Source organism: Apilactobacillus kunkeei (genome assembly GCF_001421115.1).
GTDB lineage: Bacteria > Bacillota > Bacilli > Lactobacillales > Lactobacillaceae > Apilactobacillus > Apilactobacillus kunkeei_F.
In genome coordinates this window covers 80,507-99,788 of record NZ_JXCW01000003.1, presented here as the reverse complement: position 1 = coordinate 99,788, position 19,282 = coordinate 80,507, and the positions used below count along the sequence as shown (strand labels likewise).

Sequence of the window (19,282 nt, the reverse complement as noted above, 5' to 3'; positions counted from 1 at the left end):
ATATTATAAAAGGAAGTCATCAACCTACCGATGACTTCCTTTTTTTATTATCCAACGTGATTTTCTTTTAGAATCATGGCCACTTCTTTTTCCATCTCTGGTGTCTTGGTCCATTCTTCAAAATGATCCATGCTTTCATCTGGCATTTCGAAATTTTCGTTAATGTAGTTTTCGTAATTAATAACGTGTTCTGAATGCGGAATGTTTAGTTGCAAAATACGCACTTCCTTAATGAAGCCTCGTTCTGCAGCTAGTTCAGCTCTACCGTTTTGAACCATGTTACTAATTTCCATGTACTTGGTACCGTCTAGTCTAGTAATTTGTTCAATTAAATCCAATGTTTCATGACTCTTCATTTCTTTAGCCATCTTAATTTAATCTCCCCTCGCAAAAAAAATCCGTTCAAAGAAAACGGATTTTTTTGATTATTTAATAGTTGCCTTTACTGATGATGTTTTCTTTTCAGTAGTGGTCTTTTTATGATGTTTCTTTGTAGTCTTCTTGTTATCTTTAGCAACACCCTTAGGTAATACTAACTTCTTAGTTGGTTTTACGATTGATGCTGGGTGTTCAATGATGTGGCTTAGTGGATGTCCTGAAACGTTAACTAAGCAGAAGAATAAAGTAGCGATAGTTACTAACCAAGTAAATAGAACTGATGTCTTAGGCATCTTTTCACTGATTACTGATCCGTAGAAACGCTTCTTAACCTTAGCAGCAACATGCTTGTCATCTGGATGTTGTGCTTGTTCTTCCTCAGTAACTTGTCTTTGGTATTCATCGATATCAAAGTCTTTCTGAATTTGTTTTTGTTCTGCCTCAAACTTAGCCTTATCTTTCTTAGATAGCTTCTTGAACCATTCAATAAATTCACGGTACTTAGTAGTTACTTCTTGAGTTTCACCAATCATTCTTAGCTTACCATAGTTAATCCAAGCAACACGGTCACATAAGAATTCGATTTGTTTTAGTGAGTGAGAAACGAAGATAATAGTCTTGCCTTGTTCTTTAAAGTCAGCAATCTTGTCCACACACTTTTGGTAGAAAGTATCATCCCCGACAGATAACGCTTCATCAATGATCAAGATATCTGGGTTAATGTGAACGGCAATTGAGAATCCTAGACGTGATTTCATACCTGATGAGTAACTCTTAACAGGTTGATCCACGAAGTCACCAATATCAGCAAATGAAACGATGTCGTCCATTAATGCATCGATTTCTTCGTTAGTTAAACCTTGCATTAATGACTTCAATCTAATGTTTTCTCTACCAGTTAGGTTCTTTCTTAGACCTGCACTAATAGCAACGATTGAAGTGTCACCCTTTACATCAACATAACCAGTTGTTTGAGGAATAATTCCAGAAATAATGTTAGAAATAGTTGATTTACCTGAACCGTTAACACCAATTAAACCAAGTGCTTCACCTGGTTTAACTTCAAAAGATACTCCCATTAGTGACCAGAAATGAGGAACATCAGTCTTAATGGAGAAAAATGATTTTAATTTATCAGCTTGTGTTTTGAACAAATCGTACTCTTTAGTTACGTTTTGAACCTTAATCTTATAATCTTCAGTCATTCTTAATACTTCCTATATTTTATTTCGATTTAATCATTATAAAACTAACTACTAATTATATCAAATTAATAAAAAAGTAGTGACTTGGCAGAAATCCAATAATTCTTATGATTTAAAACGATGCGATACCAAGTAGTGTTGTACTCAGTTCTAATTCCCTTTAAATTAACGCCAACCTTGTAATCCTTTGGCACCTTAACTTGTGACCAAGCGGTCTTTTGAATGTGCTTAGAAGTGCCAGGAATGTGGTTGTATAGAGCAAACTTACCGTAGTTATTCAAATATGCATGTCCTGATGCCTTTGAATAAATAGATGACTTAGTGGTTGTCTTCTTTTTTGCAACCTTCTTAGCTTTCTTTTTAGTAACTTTTTTCTTCGCTACTTTCTTTTCGGCCTTGGTATAAATAACACCAGTCTTGTTTACCCATACATCTCCTAGGTTGGAAACATTGATACGGTACCAAGTGTTTTCCTTACCGTGATAAGTATAGGTAGCAATTTGGTTTACATTAAATGTTTGATCCTTATAACTATTGGATGATCCTAGTGATTTAGCTAATGTTTGAGAATTGAAAACATTGCTGTATAGTCCACGGTTTGCATGACTTAATTTAGCCTTACCATTGTATTCCTTAATGTGAATGGTTGGGAAATCAATGGCCTTAGCACTTACCCAATAACTCTTGGCATTCTTACTAGTCTTGATTCGATACCAAGTAGTACTTGCACCCTTGTAGGTACGAACAGCTAAACAATCAACGTAGACGTTACTGCCTGCCTTTAGGTGACTAGGCCAGTTGCCAGTCACGTTCTTAGCAGTAGTGTCTTTAACGTGAGTGTATAGGTTGTAATTTGCAAACTTGGATGATAATTTGAAAGTTTCTAGCGGATTACCATATGTATAAGTAGCAGTCGCTAGCGTTTTCTTAGGTTTAGTATTAGTAGTATTGTTTGTGTTACTACTACTATTTGTATTTGGCGTACTTGGAGTGCTTGTATTGGTATTAGTTGATGATGTATTACCGTCTAAGGAAGTTAAGTTATAAGTATTAATTAGATTAATTAACTTATTAGCATAACTTGGATCAGTTGCATAACCATCTTTTTGGATGTTGGTTGCAGCTTCGAATCCGTCCTTAGCTTGTGACTTAAATACGTTCGCATAACGTGAGTTAACAGTTAAGAAAGTGGCATAGCCTTGAAGACTGTCCATCACACTGTTGTAGCTCTTGAAGTATGCGTAGGTGCTATAAGCTTGGCCCTTGGAGTTGTATTCCGAGGTCTTTAGCTTAACACCGGTACCATCAAATGATTTAATTCCAAACAAGTTGTTGGCAACTTGCGTCAAGTAACTGGTTCCATAACCACTTTCTAGCGCTGCTTGAGCAACCATTGTTGAAGCATATAGATTATTGCTATTGGCAATAGATTGAGCAATTGGTGAAATTGTTGAAATAAAGTTGTCGGCAGTTAATTGTGATCCCAAAATGTTATTAACTGAAGAAGCAGCAGTAACATTTGTGTTAACAGTAGCTGCAGTGGCAGTATTATTTGCACCATTGTCTAAATCATCCGCGTGTGACACGTAAACATGTCCTGCTGAAATAACTGCACTCGCACTCAGGACATACAGCAATGACTTGACGATCGGTTTTCTTCTCATAATTATTCTCTCTCCATTAAAAATCTTTTTATTCTCTCTTATCTCTTTACGCCTCTTCGGCTAGCACTAAGGCGGTTTTGTTGTTCCTTAAACTTATTAAAAGTCTTGTCCGCTTTAGCTTGTTTATTCGAATTGTTTTTTGTTTTCTTGGTAAATTTCATCAAAAACACTCCCAGTTAATGATTATAACATGACACAGTAAATTTTTATAAAATCTTATAAGAAAAATTAGTCTCTTTTTAATTTTCATCAAATAAAAAAGAGTGCCCAAGGCACCCTTTTAATTATTAAATTATTGAACAGTAACACTCTTAGCAAGGTTTCTTGGATGGTCAACATCTAATCCCTTGTTCAAACTAGTGTAGTAAGCCAATAGTTGAGCAGGAATAACACTCAATAGTGGTGTTAATAGTTGATTAACATCTGGAATAACGATGTCATCGTTATCTTTAGCAAGTGTTTCAGTAGCAATGGTAATTGCCTTAGCACCACGAGCCATTGTTTCTTCTAGGTTACTTCTAGTTAAACCAGCAGTGTTTGATTGAGTAATAATACCAACAACTGGTGTGTTTTCTTCAATCAAAGCAATGGTTCCGTGTTTTAATTCTCCTGAAGCAAAACCTTCAGCTAGAATGTATGAAATTTCCTTTAGTTTCAATGATGATTCTAGTGAAACGAAGTAGTCAATTCCTCTACCAATGTAGAATGCACGGTTAGCTTTTACGAAGTACTTCTTAGAAATTTCGTTAATCATTTCCTTTTCGTCAACGATTGATTGCATACCAGTGGCAACGAAACCTAGTTGTTGTTTCAAGTTAAAGTCTTTAGCAGCCTTAATTTCTGATGATTCACCTAAAGCCTTAGCTAAGATAGCTTCAACAGTAATTTGTGCTGTGTATGCCTTAGTTGATGCAACTGAAATTTCTGGACCAGCATGTAGTAGTAATGTGTAGTTCGATTCACGTGAAAGTGTTGAGTTAGCAACGTTTGTAATTGTTAAACTCTTGTAGCCTAATTGGTTTAGGTTAACTAATACTTCACGACTATCAGCTGTTTCACCACTTTGACTTAGGAAGATAAAGAATGGTTTCTTTGAAAGTAATGGCATGTTGTAAGCAAATTCTGAAGAAACATGAACTTCAGTAGGTACTTGTGCCAACTTTTCGAATAATTCCTTACCAACTAAACCAGCATGGTAACTAGTACCAGCAGCAATGATGTATAGACGGTCTGATTCTTTAATTGAATCTAATAAGTCGTCTTCGATCACTGGATCACCGTTTTCGTTTAGGTATTCAGCTGAAAGCTTTCTCATAACGTTTGGTTGTTCGTCAATTTCTTTTAGCATGTAGTATGGGTAAGTACCCTTGTCAGTGTCACTGGCATCGATATCAACGTGGAATGGTTGTCTATCGGTTACGACTTCACCATTTTTGTTTTCGATAGTTACTGAATCTGGTTTAACGGTCACAAAGTCACCGTCATCCAATTCTAAGAAGTCATGAGTAACGTTTAGCATTGCTAGAGAATCTGAACATACCACGTTGCAGTCTTCACCTAGACCGATTAATAGCGGACTCTTGTTCTTAGCAACATAGATAGTGTTTGGTTCTTCTCTATCCATTAATTGGAATGCGTACGAAGCACCCTTTAGTAATGATAGAGTCTTCTTAAATGCTTCTTTAGCACTTAGGTTTTCAGTTACAGCGAAGTGATCAACTAATTGAACAACAACTTCTGTATCAGTTTGTGAAGTGAATTCAACATCACTTAAGTATTTTTCCTTTAGTTCACGGTAGTTTTCGATAACACCATTGTGAACTAGGTAGAATCTCTTGTCTTGTGAGAAGTGAGGATGTGCGTTTTCAACAGTTACTCCCCCATGAGTAGCCCATCTAGTATGCGCAATTCCTGCACTTCCGTTAATCTTCATATCATTTACGGCGTCTCTTAGATTACTAATCGCACCGGTTCTCTTTACAAGGTAATCTTTTTTACCTTCATCGTTTACGTATAATCCAGCAGAATCATAACCACGGTATTCTAGTTTTTGTAAACCATTAACTAAAATATCAACGGCATTTTTGTTCCCTGTTACACCAACAATTCCACACATATTCTATTTTCCTTTCACTCTTTATTTATTAATTGTTTTAAATAAATTTATATCTTTTTTATCATTTTCGACATAATCTACATTACAAGTTTTAATTATCAATGTCAATTGAAAAATATTAAATTGGTATAGTTTATGCAAAAAAAGTAAAAAATTGCGTCATGTTGGTATCAATAAGCATAATATAAACAAAAATCCAGATTAAATTCGACTCATTTTATACCATTTATAAAATTGGTATGGACAAATTCACAGTAAAAAAAGGCAATAAAAAAAGCAATCTAATTAGATTGCTTTTAATTTTTTTATTCAATTCCAAAACGTTCTTGAACAACGTCTGCAATACGTTTAGTGTAGCCATCTACCAATTCTTGTGTTGGGGCTTCTGCCATCACACGTAGTAGTGGTTCGGTACCACTAGGACGAACTAGAACACGGCCATCACCGTTCATTTCTTTTTCAACTTCAGCGATAACTGCCTTTACTTGATTATCAGCTTGGGCACCGTCTTTGTCGCTAACCTTTACGTTGATTAGTTGTTGTGGGTACTTAGTTACTTCACCAGCAAGTTCTGATAACTTCTTACCAGTGTCCTTCATTACGTGTAGTAATTGTAAACTGGTTAGTAATCCATCACCGGTAGTGTTGAAGTCTAGGAATACGATGTGTCCTGATTGTTCTCCACCTAGGTTGTAACCAGATTTGTTCATTTCTTCAACGACATATCTGTCACCAACCTTGGTTTGAACATTGTGCATACCGTTTGCTTCCATTGCCTTGTACATACCTAAGTTACTCATAACTGTAGTTACCACAGTGTCTTGTTTTAGACGACCATGATCTGACATGTACTTACCACAAATGTACATAATCTTGTCACCGTCGACTAGTTCACCGTTTTCATCAACAGCTAAACAACGGTCACCGTCACCATCAAATGCTAGTCCAATTTCAGCACCTTGTTCGACAACCATCTTTTGTAGTTGTTCTGGGTGAGTTGAACCAACTTGGTCATTAATGTTAATACCGTTTGGCATAGTTGCCATGGTTTCAAATTCGATACCTAAGTCAGCATATAGACGTGATACTAGGTTACTTGTTGCACCGTTTGCTGAGTCAACGCAAATCTTCATACCTGATAGGTCATCAGGAACGGTTTGTTCTAGGAAACGAATGTATTTTTGACTACCTTCTGAGTAATCATCAACACTACCTAGACCCTTAGCTGATGGACGTGGTAAATCATCCTTGTCAGCTTCTAGAATTGCTTCGATTTCTTCTTCTAATTCGTCTGATAGCTTGTAACCATCTGAACCAAAGAACTTGATACCGTTGTATTCAGCTGGGTTATGTGAGGCAGTAATCATAACACCGGCAGCTGCGCCTTGAGTTCTAACAAGGTAAGCAACACCTGGGGTTGTAACAACACCTAATTGAAGAACTTCAATTCCGACTGATAGTAAACCGGCAATTAAAGCACTTTCTAACATTTGACCAGAAATTCTTGTATCTCTAGCAACTAATACTTGGGGTTGTCCTTCTGCTTGGCTGTGCTTGGTTAAAATGTAACCACCGGCACGTCCACATTTGAAAGCTAGTTCGGGGCTTAAGTCTTTGTTAGCTACCCCTCTAACTCCGTCTGTTCCAAAATACTTCATAATTTTATCTCCATTCATCATTCGATTCTTTAAAATCTATTGTGGAATAACTGTTACTTTAATGTTTTCAGGATCGAAACCAGTAACTTTATTTAGATTCTTATCTAGTTCCACATTAACCACTTTCTTTGATGTAATTCCAGAAACATCAACATAAGCGATTACCTTATCAATTGATTCTAACTCTTTTTTCGTTCCAAAAACCTTCACCTTTTCAGTGTCTGATGTTAGTTCATACTTTTGGTTACTAGAGCCGTTTTCAACCTTTAATTTTAGTGGAACGTTTTTATTATTTCCACTACTTATTGGCAAATTAACAGAAGTTGTTGATGGCGTCAAGATGACGTTAACAATTCGACCCTTTGAGTCTAATGCTTCTAAAACAGCTGAAGAGCTGACTGACTTCTTGGTGTTTTGTGGAATGCTTAGCTTAGCAACAACTTGCTTGATCTTAGCAATTTCGTCGGCTGCTCCAGTCACCTTCACCTTGTTGGTTCCAAGGACTGGTTTGCCAGCTGAATACCCATCTGCAATGTTTGCTGAATCGTATTCTGCCTTAACTGGGAATTCCACTGTCTTTCTAGGCTGAATATTAACGTAAATATAACTTGGGTTGATGTAGTATCTTAATTCGTTGTTTAAACCATCTTGATACAAACGAACCTTGTGGGTTCCAACGCCTAGTCTGGAAAGATCAGCATACACCTTAAAGTTTTGTGTATTAACTGTGGTAGTAACTAACGCTGTTGGTCCTACAATCTTAACTGATACCTTTTCAGGATATCCGGTAACAAAGTACTTATTATTATCAACGTTTAATTGTAGTGGCACTGAGATATTAGCTGACTTGTTAGAAGTCAACTGAGTAATGTCTTCAGAGCTTCCGTAGTTACTGCCTGAACCAAAAAGTTTTGATTGGTTAACATAAGCAAATAATAAGATGGCAAAAATCAATGCCAATAATCTTAGGTACCATGGGCTATTAAACTTCTTCATTACTTTTGCCCCCCTGTTGATTGCTTGATTTTGTCGAACCAATTAAAGATGGTTGTAAATAAGTTCTTATTCATTGAGTCTTGCTTAGTAATCAATTGATCACGTAAGAACTTCATATAGTCTTCCTTATTCATTCCACGTAATAACTCGTTGTTCTTAGTAATTGATACTTCCCCTGTTTCTTCAGAGATAACAATAGTTAAGGCATCAGTTACTTCAGAAATACCAACCGCTGCACGGTGTCTAGTTCCCAATTCCTTTGGAATTAGGTTACTTTGAGACAATGGTAGGTATGCAGCTGCTACGGCGACACGGTTATTACTGATAATAACGGCACCATCATGCAATGGTGTATTTGGAATAAATGTATTAATCAAAAGTTCACCGGTGATATCAGCATCCAACTTAATTCCAGTTTCGATGTAGTCTTCCAATCCGGTATCCATTTGAATTGTCATTAAAGCACCAATTCTACGTTTTGACATATATTGGATGGCTTTATCAAGTTCCAAAATCATCTTTTCATTTTCAACGTTTTGGTTTTGTGCGTGTTTAATAATTGAGCCTCGACCTAAATGTTCTAGACCACGTCTGATTTCAGGTTGGAAAATAACAATGATCGCGATAACTCCCCAGTTAATAACTTGGTCAGTTAAGTATGATACAGTTGTGAATCCAAAGATTACACTGATAATTTTCACAATGGCAATTACTAAAACACCACGGAATAATTGGACAGCTTTTGTGCCCTTAAGTAAGATAATTACCTCATAGATAATGAACCAAACAACTAAGATATCTAAAAGGTTACTTAGTGTTAAGATGTTACTCCAATTTATCCCCATACCTATTCCTCCATAATTTCATTCATATTCTATATTATATCACTCCTTTTCGTTTATTTTTAGCATTATCATTTTTGATAGAATTTTTAAGTAATAATCATTCAATATTTACCGTTTAAGGGTTAAAATAGGGTTAATAATATTTTGAGGGGTCCAAATCATGTTTAAAAACGCACGTTGGCAAGTACGCCTATTTTTCATTTTGTGGATAATATTTTTATTCGTGGTCGCAAAGCCACCGTTTGAATTTTTAGTATTAAACACCTTCTTGGGTTACATCCCCATTGAACTAAGTTTGGAACTAACAAATAAATACGTTGAAAAGTCATGGATTTTCTGGCCAATTTTTGCACTTTGGTTAATTTTCTATCCAAATGCACCCTACCTATTGACCGACTTATTCCATTTATCACTACTTCAACCATATGGAACGAACGGACTATTAAGATTATCTGCTCACATGTGGATGAACTATTCATTCTTAATGATTAGTGCTTTAGGATGCTCAATGCTTGGTTTCTACGGATTATTCCAAATCGTTAACCGTTGCTTCGCATTCTTCTCAATCCATTCTAAAGTGGCAAAAGTATTACTAATTTTTGCTTTAAATGTCGTTTCATCAATTGGAATTTACGTTGGTAGATTCCTTAGATTCCACACCATCTACCTATTATTCTCACCTCGCTTGGTGATTAAACAATTAGCTGAAATGTGGACGTTAAAAATGTTAGTATTTGTTGTTATCATGACAATTGTTCAATGCTTTATCTACTGGATTTTATACCTAATCCTAAAAGATGTGAAAAATTCAAAAGAATAATAAAAAGACAGCCTTTATCGGCTGTCTTTTTTTAGTCTGTGCTTAATTCGTTATTTTCAACGTAGTTGACTTCTTGTCTTAGCTTAGAAGCAAGTTTCAAACTAATCTTATCGTTGATCAATAATTCTTGAATTCCCTTACGGTAAGCTTCTAGCTCACGTTCCTTGGCGATACGGTAGTACTTTTCGTAGTCCAATGAACGCGTTCTTAAAGCCAAACTAAGATTGGTGTATTCATCCACAAGTGAATTAATTACTTTAGAATCACCATGTTCTTTTAGCTTTTGAACGGTATAGTCATTGACCATAATCAAAGCTTTTTGAATCTTTAGTTTTTGTTCCTTATCAGAACGTTGTTTAAATAACCATAACTTGGTTGTTTGAACGGCTGACATGAATTCTAGTTTTAAGTTGAAATCGTTAAATGCCACTAAGTTTTTCAATTCACGGTGGTTAATTTGGTAGTTAATCGCATTGGCTTCCTTACTGGTAACAACCTTGTCCGCAACTAATTTCTTAACCGCTTGGTGCTCATATTCAACGGCCAACGAACGAATACTCTTTTCTAACTCATCCGGTTTGATTGAAGATAGTTGTCTAATCATCAATTCGCATTGATCGATTAAAATATTGCAAATGTGTTTGTCCGGACGGTCCATTTGTTTGATGTCATCAATCACGTAGTTTAATACATAGATACGCGCCTTTTCTTCACTCCAATGGTTATCATTGTTATAAGAAACGACTGGATCGTTTTTAGAAATCAATGGCAACACAATTACCGCAGCAAGTAAACTTAAAACGATAACGATTGATGCAATGAATAGTACCAATTCACGGTCAGGAAACGCTTCGTTTTGCACGGTAATCAATGGAATGGAAAGAATTCCGGCCATGGTAATGGCACCACGAACACCCGAGAATCCAACAATGTTTGCTGCTCTGATGTTGATTGGTCCAACCTTCTTAGTGGTAATTAGGTTGTGACAGATTTCGTATAGAATAATCCACACAATTCTAATGATTAGAATAATCAACCATGTCACAACGGCATAACCAATTGATTGGAAGGTATTGAACTTCATGTCGTTAATAACGGCTTCCATCGCAAATGGTAGTTCAATTCCTAGAATCAAGAACACGATTCCGTTTAATAGGTAAACGATAATGTTCCAGGCTTGTTCACTAATCAATTGTAATTCAGCTGATGATGATTGAGTTGATGTGTTGTTCACGTGGTAGACAATCCCGGCTGTGACCACCGCAATTACACCTGAAGCATGGAAAACATCTTCAGAAAGCAAGTAAATAACGAATGGTGAAACGATTTGTAAAACAACGTTAAATACTAAATTTGTTAAACCGTTCTTGTATAACCACTTACGTACCAATGAGATTACTAGCATTGTGGCTACCCCAATGATGGCACCAACGATACTGATGTAGAAGAAGTCTCCTACGGCACTCTTCAATGAAAATGCACCATAAACGGTTGCGGCAATGGCATACTTAAAACCAATCAAACCACTGGCATCATTGATTAAACTTTCTCCGTTTACCAAGTGCAAAATGTTCTTTGGTAAACGCACCTTTTTGGCGATTGATTCAACGGCAATTGGATCGGTTGGTGATAAAATTGCAGCTAATGAGAATGCTACTGAAAGTGGCATTGATGGAATTAATTTATAAATTAACAAACCACCAAAGAACATGGTGATAAATACTAGAATGATTGCGTTTGCGAAGATGGGCCATCTCAATTCCCAAAGTTCGTCCTTGGGGAAACGACGTCCGTCGTTAAATAGCAATGGTGCAATGAATAATAGTAAAAACCAATCTGTACTTAGGTTAATGCTGAAATTACCAATCAATGCTAATCCACATCCGAAAACGACCTGGATTAAACTAACCGGAATGGCCTTAACATAGTGATTAATGATTGTTGATAGAAGCAGTAGTAACGTTAAAAATAAAATAATTTCAATAAGCTGCATGGATTATCCCCCTATTTGTCTTGTCCGATAATTCTTACTTCCGTTTCTAGATGTACTTTGTTTTTAGCGTAAACAGTTTCTTGCACATGCTTGATCACGTTTAAGTAATCGGTAGCAGTCGCGTTGTCAATGTTCACAATGAAACCAGCATGTTTCTTAGATACTTGGGCACCCCCTGATCGGTATCCTTGAAGACCGGCATCATGAATTAACTTACCAGCGAAATAACCCTCTGGTCTCTTGAAGACACTTCCACATGATGGTAGATCAAGTGGTTGCTTTGATTCACGTAATTCATTTAGTCGATCCATTTCCGCTTGGATTTCATCTTTATCCCCAGTGGATAACTTAAATGTTGCTTCCAGAACAATGTCGTTTTGGTCTTGGACAGCACTGTGTCTGTAACCGAAATCTAATTCACTATTGGATAGTGTCTTGATTTCATTTTCTGGTGTTAACACAGTGACTGATTCAATCACTTCGGCGGTTTCTCCACCGTAAGCACCAGCATTCATGAAGACTGCTCCACCGATACTACCTGGAATTCCGGCAGCAAATTCCATTCCGGTTAAACCGTGTTGTTGAGCAACGATGGTAGTATCAATGTATCTAGCACCTGCTTGAGCAATTACTAAATCATCGTGAGATGTAATTTCGTTCATCTCGGTCAAGATGATGACTAATCCCCTAATGCCACCATCCTTAATGATTAAATTACTGGCATTGCCTAAAACGGTGATTGGTAGATCATCGCGTTTTGCCATTGATAGTAATTCTCTGACTTCGTCTGTATTTTTAGGAAAGGCAACCAAGTCAGCAGGTCCACCAGTTTCTGTGAATGTATATTTTGATAATGGTTCATTTTTTAAAAGCTCAATTTTTTCCATTTTAATCATTTTCCTTAATTATCATAATTTATACGAGTTTATTAGTACAAATCACATACTTTTAATATTTAATACGTATAAACTCATACTACTACATTTTTAATTTTACCACGATATCATATAGGAAGACCATGTTATAATGTTGAAAGAATAAAACGAAAGGACGTTATTAATGAACTTCGTTGCAATTGATTTTGAAACTGCCAATAATCAACGTGCTAGTGCCTGTTCATTAGCATTGACCGTTGTGCGCGATAACAAGGTTGTTGATGAATTCTATACTCTAATTAATCCGGAAACAGATTTTAATTATCGAAACGTCGATATTCACGGTATTCACGAAAGCGATGTTGCTGACGCGCCTACCTTCCCTGAAATCTGGCCGGTAATCAAGCAATTTTTTACCAAAGATCAATTAGTAGTTGCTCACAACAACGCATTTGATAATAGTGTATTGGCACGTAGCCTTATGCGTTATGGTCTAACCGTTCCAATGTATAAGACATTAGATACGGTTAAGACTTGTAAATACCTTTTCCCTGAGTTTAAGAATCACAAGCTAAATACGGTTTGTGCCAACTTAGGTATCAGGCTTCACCACCATCACAACGCGTTAGATGATAGTTTAGCTTGCGCTAACATTTTAATTTATCAACAAGAAAACTTTGACGATGAAGTTATCAAGTCATTCATCAAGGTAAAAAAATAAGCATCCAGCTGGGTGCTTATTTTTTTAGGTTATATTGCATTTCTTGTGTGGATAACAAACTACCAAGTGCATTAATTACCCTTTTCTTTACCACGGTAAATCCACTTCTTTCGTATAAGTGGATTGCGTGTTCGTTGGTCTTTTTCACAACCAGAGCCAATGTGGATAAGTTACTATCATATGTTGCCCAATCGATAACGAAATCCATCAACTGACCACCAATTCCCTGGTGACTATATTGATTCAAGACGGCAATGCCTAACTCACCGATTCCGGAATCTTGTAGTTCTTGGACTTGAATCATCCCGACTGGTTGCTCATCCCAAAATGCTAAACCAATGATAAAACTACGGGTTTGATTAACCAACATAATTTGTTGTGCTTGGTCATCTAAGGATAACTTGCCAATATTTGGATCAATCGTGTATTGGTCTGATTCTTGTTTTAATTGTGCAATCAATTCGATTAACCTTGCCGCATCGCCTGGTTGTGCACAACGCACCTCTAAATTACACATTGCTACTTTTCCACCTGTGGAAAAATTTGCTTAACGATGTCTTCAAAACGTTTGCCACTTGGTTCAAATGAAATGGTTCTAAAGTCTTCACCCTTTTCATCATCACGACGGAAAACAATTTTCAAGTAATCGTCAGGAAGTTCATCGGCAATGAATTCGGACCATTCGATAACGTTAACACCGTCACCGTTGAAGTATTCTTCTAGGCCTAGTTCATCCCCACTACCATCATCTAAACGATAGATATCCATGTGGTAAAGTGGCAATCTGCCACCTTGATACTCACGAATAATCGTAAATGTTGGACTCTTGATATTACTTTTAATACCCAAGCCCTTGGCTAATCCCTTGGTGAAGGTAGTCTTACCAGCACCTAGATCACCATCCAACAAAATGATGTCTTTAGCCTTTAATAATGGTGCCAATTGTTCACCATATTGTTTTGTTTCATCAGGTGATTCTACGTTAACTTTAACCAAGAACCATCCCTCCTTTTGCTTATAGAGATTGGATTGCGTTAATGATTGCAACGTTGTAAACATCTTCAGCGACACATCCACGTGAAAGGTCTGATACTGGTTTTGCCAAACCTTGTAGTAGTGGACCAAATGCTTCAAAGCCACCTAGACGTTGAGCAATCTTGTAACCAATGTTTCCTGATTGTAGTTCAGGGAATACGAAGACGTTAGCTTGTCCAGCAACTTCTGAACCAGGTGCCTTCTTGTTAGCAACTTCTGGTACTAATGCTGCATCAAATTGTAGTTCACCATCTGAAGGAACATCTAGTTCGTCTTTAGCCATTGCAGCTGCTTCTTGAACCTTGGTTACCATGTCACCCTTAGCTGAACCCTTAGTTGAGAAACTTAGGAATGCAACCTTTGGATCAATGTTGAATTGCTTAGCGGTGGTAACACTTTGCTTAGCAACTTCAACCATGCCCTTAGCATCTAGTTCGATGTTGATGGCACAGTCAGCAAAGATGTATCTAGTGTCACCCTTTTGCATCAAGAATGAACCTGAGATACGGCGCATTCCTTCTTGAGTCTTGATGATTTGAAGAGCTGGTCTAACAGTATCACCAGTAGCGTGAGCTGCACCTGATACCATTCCGTCAGCCTTATCCATGTAAACCAACATAGTACCGAAGTAGTTAGCATCCTTTAGCCATTCAGCTAATTGTTCACGAGTGTTCTTACCGTTACGACGTTCTTCTAGTGCATCTAGCATTTCTTCGAAGTCTTTTTCTGGGTAGTTGTTGATGTCGACAATTTCAACGTTTGATAGGTTGAGGTCACCGGCGTTTTGCTTAATTTCAGCTGGTTCACCTAACAGCACTGGGTGGATTAGGTTTTCGTCAGCTAAACGACTAGCTGCTTCGATAATTCTGATGTCGTCTCCTTCTGGGAAAACGATTTTCTTGTTTAAACCACTAATCTTTTCTTTTAATTCATCTAGTAAACTCATATTTCTTCCTCCTAATGGATTGTAACGTGTTCTGGTAGTTGCCAATCAATTGGCTTTTCGCCTAATGATTCTAAGGCGATATTAGTCTTTGAAAATGGTTTGGATCCGAAGAAACCACGGTGCGCTGACAACGGACTTGGATGAGCTGATTCAATCACAATATTGGTCTTGGTGTTAATCAACTTCACCTTGTCTCTAGCCGCTCTCCCCCAAAGGATAAATACGACTGGTTCAGGGCGTTGTGATAACTTTTCAATTGCAGTATCGGTCAATTTTTCCCATCCCTTTGATTTGTGGGAAAATGCAATTCCATCTCTTACGGTTAGTACTGAGTTCAACAATAGAACTCCTTGTTTGGCCCACTTTTCAAGATAGCCATGATTAACCGGTTTGATGCCTAAATCACTTTCTAATTCCTTGTAGATATTTCGAAGCGAAGGCGGAACCTTCACTCCTGGTAGGACTGAAAAACTCAATCCATGGGCTTGATTGGGTTCATGGTATGGATCTTGTCCTAAGATAACTACTTTTACTTTTGAGAATGGAGTCCATTCAAATGCTTCATAGATATGGTTCGCGTTTGGATGAATTTCATGATTTTCATATTCTTCAACTAAAAATTTACGTAAATCTTGGTAATACTCTTTTTCAAATTCTGGCTTCAATACATCCCACCAGTCATTGTGAATAAAAGGTTTCATTTATAACACCTCTATATATAATTTTATCATATATACAATAAATTCACATCGCAAAAAAAGCGCCCCATCACGGGACGCTTTTTTAGTAGTGTTTTAATACACGTGAGATTTCACGTTCTTGATCACGTTTCTTAATTGTTTCACGTTTATCGTATTCATGTTTACCTTCAGCCACTCCAATCAAGACTTTAGCAAATCCTTTCTTAAGGTACATCTTCAAAGGAACGATTGTAACTCCTTTTTTGTCTGTTTCCTTTGCTAAGCGCTTGATTTCTTGCTTGTGTAAAAGCAATTTACGATTTCTAAGTGGATCATGATTGAACTGATTACCTTGTTCATATTCACTGATGTGAACATTCATCAATGTTGCTTGGCCATCTCTGATTTGGGCGAACCCATCCTTTAGATTGACACGACTTGCACGAACGGACTTAATTTCAGTCCCAGTCAATGCAATTCCCGCTTCATAGGTTTGTAAAACACGGTAATCATGACGAGCTTTGCGATTTTGCGCAACCAAGTTATCGTCTTTATTAGTTGGTTTCTTCTTAACCATTATCAATCACCTCTCAACCAATTAATGTTTTGAATTGGAATGATTACGACCATTACGGTTGTTGTTTCTTGAATGGCGGTTATTGTTGTTTCTACCAAACTTACCATTCTTGTTGTCGTTTCTTCTGTTGTTGTTACGACGGCCACCGTTGTTTCGTCCACCACGACCGTGAGCACCATTACTGTGGCTTTCAGGTTTTAGTTTAGACATTGGTGTGTCTTCCGGATTAACAATGTCAAAGTCGACAGCACTTTGGTCAACGTCAACGTTAACCACCTTAACACGAACTGGTTGACCAATTCTGTAAGTACGGTGAGTATTTCTACCAACAAGTGCTAGGTACTTTTCAATGTATTCGTAGTAGTCATCCTTCATACGACTAATGTGAACTAATCCTTCAACAGTGTTTTCAAGTTCGATAAACATACCAAACTTAAGCACTGAACTAACAGTTGCATCGAATTCTTCTCCGATGTGGTCTGCCATGTATTCAGCCTTCTTCATTGCATCAGTGTCACGTTCTGCATCGATTGAGCGACGTTCTGCCTTTGATGAATGGTCTGAAATTTCTTCAAGTAATCCGGCGTATTTGGCCTTTGATTCCTTGTTGATACCGTTGTCTTCATAGTGATGAATTAAACGGTGAACAGTTGTATCTGGGTATCTTCTGATTGGAGAAGTGAAATGAGTGTAGAATTCAGCACCTAGACCAAAGTGACCAAGTGGTTGGTCAGTATATTTAGCTTGCTTCAAACTTCTAAGCATCATAACTGATACAGCAGGTTCTTCTGGCTTACCAGCAACCTTCTTCAATACGTTTTGTAATACCTTTGGTTTCAAGTGATCTGGATCACCCTTAACTTCTACACCGAATGCAGTTAGGAATTCGAAGAAGTTCTTCACACGTTCTCCATCTGGTGTTTCGTGAACACGGTAGATGAATGGTGCGTGCGCTTTACAGTAATGTTCAGCAACAGTTTCGTTGGCAGCTAACATGAATGATTCGATCATTCTTTCAGCAGTACCACGAACTCTTAGCTTAATGTCGATTGGGTGCCCAGTTTCATCCACGATGATTTCTGATTCATTGTCATCGAAGTCAATGGCACCACGACGGCGACGTTGTTTGTATAGAATCTTGTGTAGTTCGCCCATTTCTTCAAACATAGGAACTAAGTCTTTGTAACGTTCCATAGTGTTTTCATCATGTGCTTCTAAGATGTCATTTACAGCCTTGTAAGTCATTCTAGCCTTAGATCTCATCACACTTGGATGAATACGGTGGTCAACAACGTTTCCGGCTGGGTTGATTTCCATATCACAACTCATACATAGACGAAGTTCGCCTTCGTTCAATGAACAAATTCCGTTTGATAATCTTCTTGGAAGCATTGGGATAACTCTATCTGTTAGGTAAACAGAAGTACCACGCTTGTATGCTTCTTCGTCTAAAAGACTACCTGGTTTTACGTAGTGAGAAACATCGGCAATGTGAACACCTAAGTGGTAGTTACCATTAGGTAATTTCCATACAGTAACGGCGTCATCCAAGTCCTTTGATGATTCCCCATCAATAGTAACTAGTGTTTGATCAGTAATGTCTTCTCGACCTTGTTTTTCTTCTTCACTAATTTCTTCTGGAATCGCGTCTGCTTCTTGCAATACATCTTCTGGGAATTGAGCTGGAATATCGTGAGCGTAGACGATTTGTAGAATGTCGATTCCTGGGTCATCAACGCTTCCGATTACTTCCTTTGCGATACCAACCATGTAGTCTGGGTGGTCAGCATTTGGGTATTCAGTAATTTCGGCAGTAATTACTTCACCTGGTGTAGGTTTTAGACCAACACCTGTAACGTAAAACTTGTAGTTAATAAGCTTCTTTTCTTTTAGCTTAACTTGTCCTACGTATCCATGATCGTCGTCAGTACGGGTGAATTCACCAACTACTTGTTCGTAGTTTCTTTCAACGATGTTTACAACTTTACCTTCTGGACCTTTACCAGAGTTTTGGTCGGCACGTCTTACAATTTCAATTTGAACAGTATCACCGTTCATTGCTTGTAGTGTGTTGTCAGGTGCGATGAATGCATCTTCTAGGTTTTCATCATAGTTAACAAATCCGAACCCCTTTGGATTTGCATGAAAAGTTCCCTCGATTGTTTCACCTTGCACGTTTAACTTAAAATTGCCTGTTTCGGTAACCATTACTGTCTTTTCGCGTTCTAGCACAGCTAATGATTGGACAATTAGTTTAAATGCATTTGCACCATGGTATCCTAATTCATCGGCTAATTCTTCTACTGAAAATTCGCGATTGGAGAATTTTTGAAGAACAGCATGAATTTCTTGTTTTAAACTATTATCTTCCACGATTTACTCCTTAAGTTTTAAATTTTCGATCTTAAATCAAATTCGATAACTCATATTTAGTATTCTAACATTTTTATACCGTCTATCCTAAACGGTTTTTCGGTTTCACATAAAAAAAGCTCCTGTAAAAATTACAGGAGTCTTATCAACTAGTGTGATGATAACCAAACTAATCCTAATGCTGATGCAAAGAAAATAATCAATAATACAACTGTTACTTTTTGCATAAAGGCTTCAAAACCACGTGGCTTAGAGTTGGCAAACAAATCATCAGCACCACCGGTTAAAGAAGACATTGCATCGTTGTTAGTCTTTGCTGGTTGCATCAAGACAGCGATGATAATTAATACACTGTCAATCCAAATTATATTCATTAAGAAATTATACAATTCGTTGCCTC

General features: G+C 37.3%; 18 protein-coding genes. 2 read left to right on the top strand and 16 right to left on the bottom strand.

Annotated elements, in window-relative coordinates; all coding sequences use genetic code 11:
- Positions 1–47: 47 nt before the first annotated feature.
- From RZ55_RS02070 to cdaA, 7 genes are all read right to left on the bottom strand, one after another.
- Entirely contained in the window at positions 48–356 is a 309-nt protein-coding gene (locus tag RZ55_RS02070) for a hypothetical protein (protein WP_034532024.1), read from the bottom strand.
- A 69-nt stretch (positions 357–425) separates the two neighbouring features.
- Entirely contained in the window at positions 426–1,583 is a 1,158-nt protein-coding gene (locus RZ55_RS02065; protein ID WP_080695596.1) for an ABC transporter ATP-binding protein, read from the bottom strand.
- Positions 1,584–1,648: 65 nt separating this feature from the next.
- Positions 1,649–3,247, bottom strand: a complete 1,599-nt coding sequence (locus RZ55_RS02060; RefSeq protein ID WP_057175630.1) for a glycoside hydrolase family 73 protein — start codon at positions 3,245–3,247, stop codon at positions 1,649–1,651.
- 292 nt (positions 3,248–3,539) lie between these two features.
- The gene (glmS, locus tag RZ55_RS02055) at positions 3,540–5,363 is read right to left on the bottom strand and encodes a glutamine--fructose-6-phosphate transaminase (isomerizing) (protein WP_057175629.1); all 1,824 of its coding nucleotides are present in this window, start codon (positions 5,361–5,363) and stop codon (positions 3,540–3,542) included.
- 305 nt (positions 5,364–5,668) lie between these two features.
- On the bottom strand, positions 5,669–7,021 hold the full coding sequence (gene glmM / locus RZ55_RS02050) for a phosphoglucosamine mutase (protein WP_054483042.1): 1,353 nt from the start codon (positions 7,019–7,021) through the stop codon (positions 5,669–5,671).
- A 36-nt stretch (positions 7,022–7,057) separates the two neighbouring features.
- On the bottom strand, positions 7,058–8,017 hold the full coding sequence (locus tag RZ55_RS02045; protein WP_053792529.1) for a CdaR family protein: 960 nt from the start codon (positions 8,015–8,017) through the stop codon (positions 7,058–7,060).
- Entirely contained in the window at positions 8,017–8,862 is an 846-nt protein-coding gene (gene cdaA, locus RZ55_RS02040) for a diadenylate cyclase CdaA (RefSeq protein ID WP_053792528.1), read from the bottom strand. The genes RZ55_RS02045 and cdaA overlap by 1 nt, the downstream gene beginning before the upstream one ends.
- Before the next feature lie 160 nt (positions 8,863–9,022).
- On the opposite strand from cdaA, the gene RZ55_RS02035 reads away from it, so the two are divergent.
- Complete coding sequence (locus RZ55_RS02035; RefSeq protein ID WP_053792527.1) at positions 9,023–9,682, top strand: DUF1361 domain-containing protein; 660 nt, start codon at positions 9,023–9,025, stop codon at positions 9,680–9,682.
- 31 nt (positions 9,683–9,713) lie between these two features.
- On the opposite strand, the gene RZ55_RS02030 is transcribed toward RZ55_RS02035, so the two are convergent.
- Together RZ55_RS02030 and murB are read right to left on the bottom strand one after the other, a co-directional pair.
- The gene (locus RZ55_RS02030; protein ID WP_057175628.1) at positions 9,714–11,675 is read right to left on the bottom strand and encodes a cation:proton antiporter; all 1,962 of its coding nucleotides are present in this window, start codon (positions 11,673–11,675) and stop codon (positions 9,714–9,716) included.
- Positions 11,676–11,686: 11 nt separating this feature from the next.
- A complete protein-coding gene (gene murB / locus RZ55_RS02025; protein WP_057175627.1) occupies positions 11,687–12,571 on the bottom strand; it encodes a UDP-N-acetylmuramate dehydrogenase in 885 nt (294 codons plus the stop codon).
- Between the two features lie 163 nt (positions 12,572–12,734).
- Between murB and RZ55_RS02020 the strand changes: the two genes are divergently transcribed.
- Positions 12,735–13,271 (top strand): 3'-5' exonuclease, encoded by a 537-nt coding sequence (locus RZ55_RS02020; RefSeq protein ID WP_053792524.1) that lies wholly within the window; start codon positions 12,735–12,737, stop codon positions 13,269–13,271.
- A gap of 16 nt (positions 13,272–13,287) precedes the next feature.
- Here the strand turns inward: RZ55_RS02020 and RZ55_RS02015 are convergent, their stop codons facing one another.
- The 7 genes from RZ55_RS02015 to secG all read right to left on the bottom strand — a co-directional run bounded on the left by RZ55_RS02015 (position 13,288) and on the right by secG (position 19,271).
- The gene (locus RZ55_RS02015; protein ID WP_057175626.1) at positions 13,288–13,788 is read right to left on the bottom strand and encodes a GNAT family N-acetyltransferase; all 501 of its coding nucleotides are present in this window, start codon (positions 13,786–13,788) and stop codon (positions 13,288–13,290) included.
- Positions 13,789–13,790: 2 nt separating this feature from the next.
- A complete protein-coding gene (gene tsaE, locus RZ55_RS02010) occupies positions 13,791–14,267 on the bottom strand; it encodes a tRNA (adenosine(37)-N6)-threonylcarbamoyltransferase complex ATPase subunit type 1 TsaE (protein WP_057175625.1) in 477 nt (158 codons plus the stop codon).
- 19 nt (positions 14,268–14,286) lie between these two features.
- Positions 14,287–15,252 carry a phosphate acetyltransferase gene (pta, locus tag RZ55_RS02005; RefSeq protein WP_057175624.1) on the bottom strand — a complete coding sequence of 322 codons (966 nt, stop codon included), beginning with the start codon at positions 15,250–15,252 and terminating at the stop codon, positions 14,287–14,289.
- Between the two features lie 11 nt (positions 15,253–15,263).
- Positions 15,264–15,953 (bottom strand): uracil-DNA glycosylase, encoded by a 690-nt coding sequence (locus tag RZ55_RS02000; RefSeq protein WP_053792521.1) that lies wholly within the window; start codon positions 15,951–15,953, stop codon positions 15,264–15,266.
- Positions 15,954–16,035: 82 nt separating this feature from the next.
- Positions 16,036–16,509 (bottom strand): SsrA-binding protein SmpB, encoded by a 474-nt coding sequence (smpB, locus tag RZ55_RS01995; RefSeq protein WP_034531964.1) that lies wholly within the window; start codon positions 16,507–16,509, stop codon positions 16,036–16,038.
- A gap of 21 nt (positions 16,510–16,530) precedes the next feature.
- Entirely contained in the window at positions 16,531–18,882 is a 2,352-nt protein-coding gene (gene rnr / locus RZ55_RS01990) for a ribonuclease R (protein WP_057175623.1), read from the bottom strand.
- A gap of 149 nt (positions 18,883–19,031) precedes the next feature.
- On the bottom strand, positions 19,032–19,271 hold the full coding sequence (secG, locus tag RZ55_RS01985) for a preprotein translocase subunit SecG (protein WP_034531960.1): 240 nt from the start codon (positions 19,269–19,271) through the stop codon (positions 19,032–19,034).
- Between the last annotated feature and the right edge of the window lie 11 nt (positions 19,272–19,282).

Bases quoted from the DNA above. Each gene is read 5' to 3' on its own strand.
- RZ55_RS02015 (WP_057175626.1), bottom strand. From the start codon at position 13,788: ATGTGTAATTTAGAGGTGCGTTGTGCACAACCAGGCGATGCGGCAAGG.
- smpB (WP_034531964.1), bottom strand. From the start codon at position 16,509: ATGGTTAAGAAGAAACCAACTAATAAAGACGATAACTTGGTTGCGCAA.
- cdaA (WP_053792528.1), bottom strand. From the start codon at position 8,862: ATGGGGATAAATTGGAGTAACATCTTAACACTAAGTAACCTTTTAGAT.
- RZ55_RS02070 (WP_034532024.1), bottom strand. From the start codon at position 356: ATGAAGAGTCATGAAACATTGGATTTAATTGAACAAATTACTAGACTA.
- RZ55_RS02030 (WP_057175628.1), bottom strand. From the start codon at position 11,675: ATGCAGCTTATTGAAATTATTTTATTTTTAACGTTACTACTGCTTCTA.
- RZ55_RS02035 (WP_053792527.1), top strand. From the start codon at position 9,023: ATGTTTAAAAACGCACGTTGGCAAGTACGCCTATTTTTCATTTTGTGG.
- glmM (WP_054483042.1), bottom strand. From the start codon at position 7,021: ATGAAGTATTTTGGAACAGACGGAGTTAGAGGGGTAGCTAACAAAGAC.
- murB (WP_057175627.1), bottom strand. From the start codon at position 12,571: ATGATTAAAATGGAAAAAATTGAGCTTTTAAAAAATGAACCATTATCA.
- RZ55_RS02020 (WP_053792524.1), top strand. From the start codon at position 12,735: ATGAACTTCGTTGCAATTGATTTTGAAACTGCCAATAATCAACGTGCT.
- RZ55_RS02045 (WP_053792529.1), bottom strand. From the start codon at position 8,017: ATGAAGAAGTTTAATAGCCCATGGTACCTAAGATTATTGGCATTGATT.
- RZ55_RS02000 (WP_053792521.1), bottom strand. From the start codon at position 15,953: ATGAAACCTTTTATTCACAATGACTGGTGGGATGTATTGAAGCCAGAA.
- RZ55_RS02065 (WP_080695596.1), bottom strand. From the start codon at position 1,583: ATGACTGAAGATTATAAGATTAAGGTTCAAAACGTAACTAAAGAGTAC.
- glmS (WP_057175629.1), bottom strand. From the start codon at position 5,363: ATGTGTGGAATTGTTGGTGTAACAGGGAACAAAAATGCCGTTGATATT.
- RZ55_RS02060 (WP_057175630.1), bottom strand. From the start codon at position 3,247: ATGAGAAGAAAACCGATCGTCAAGTCATTGCTGTATGTCCTGAGTGCG.
- pta (WP_057175624.1), bottom strand. From the start codon at position 15,252: ATGAGTTTACTAGATGAATTAAAAGAAAAGATTAGTGGTTTAAACAAG.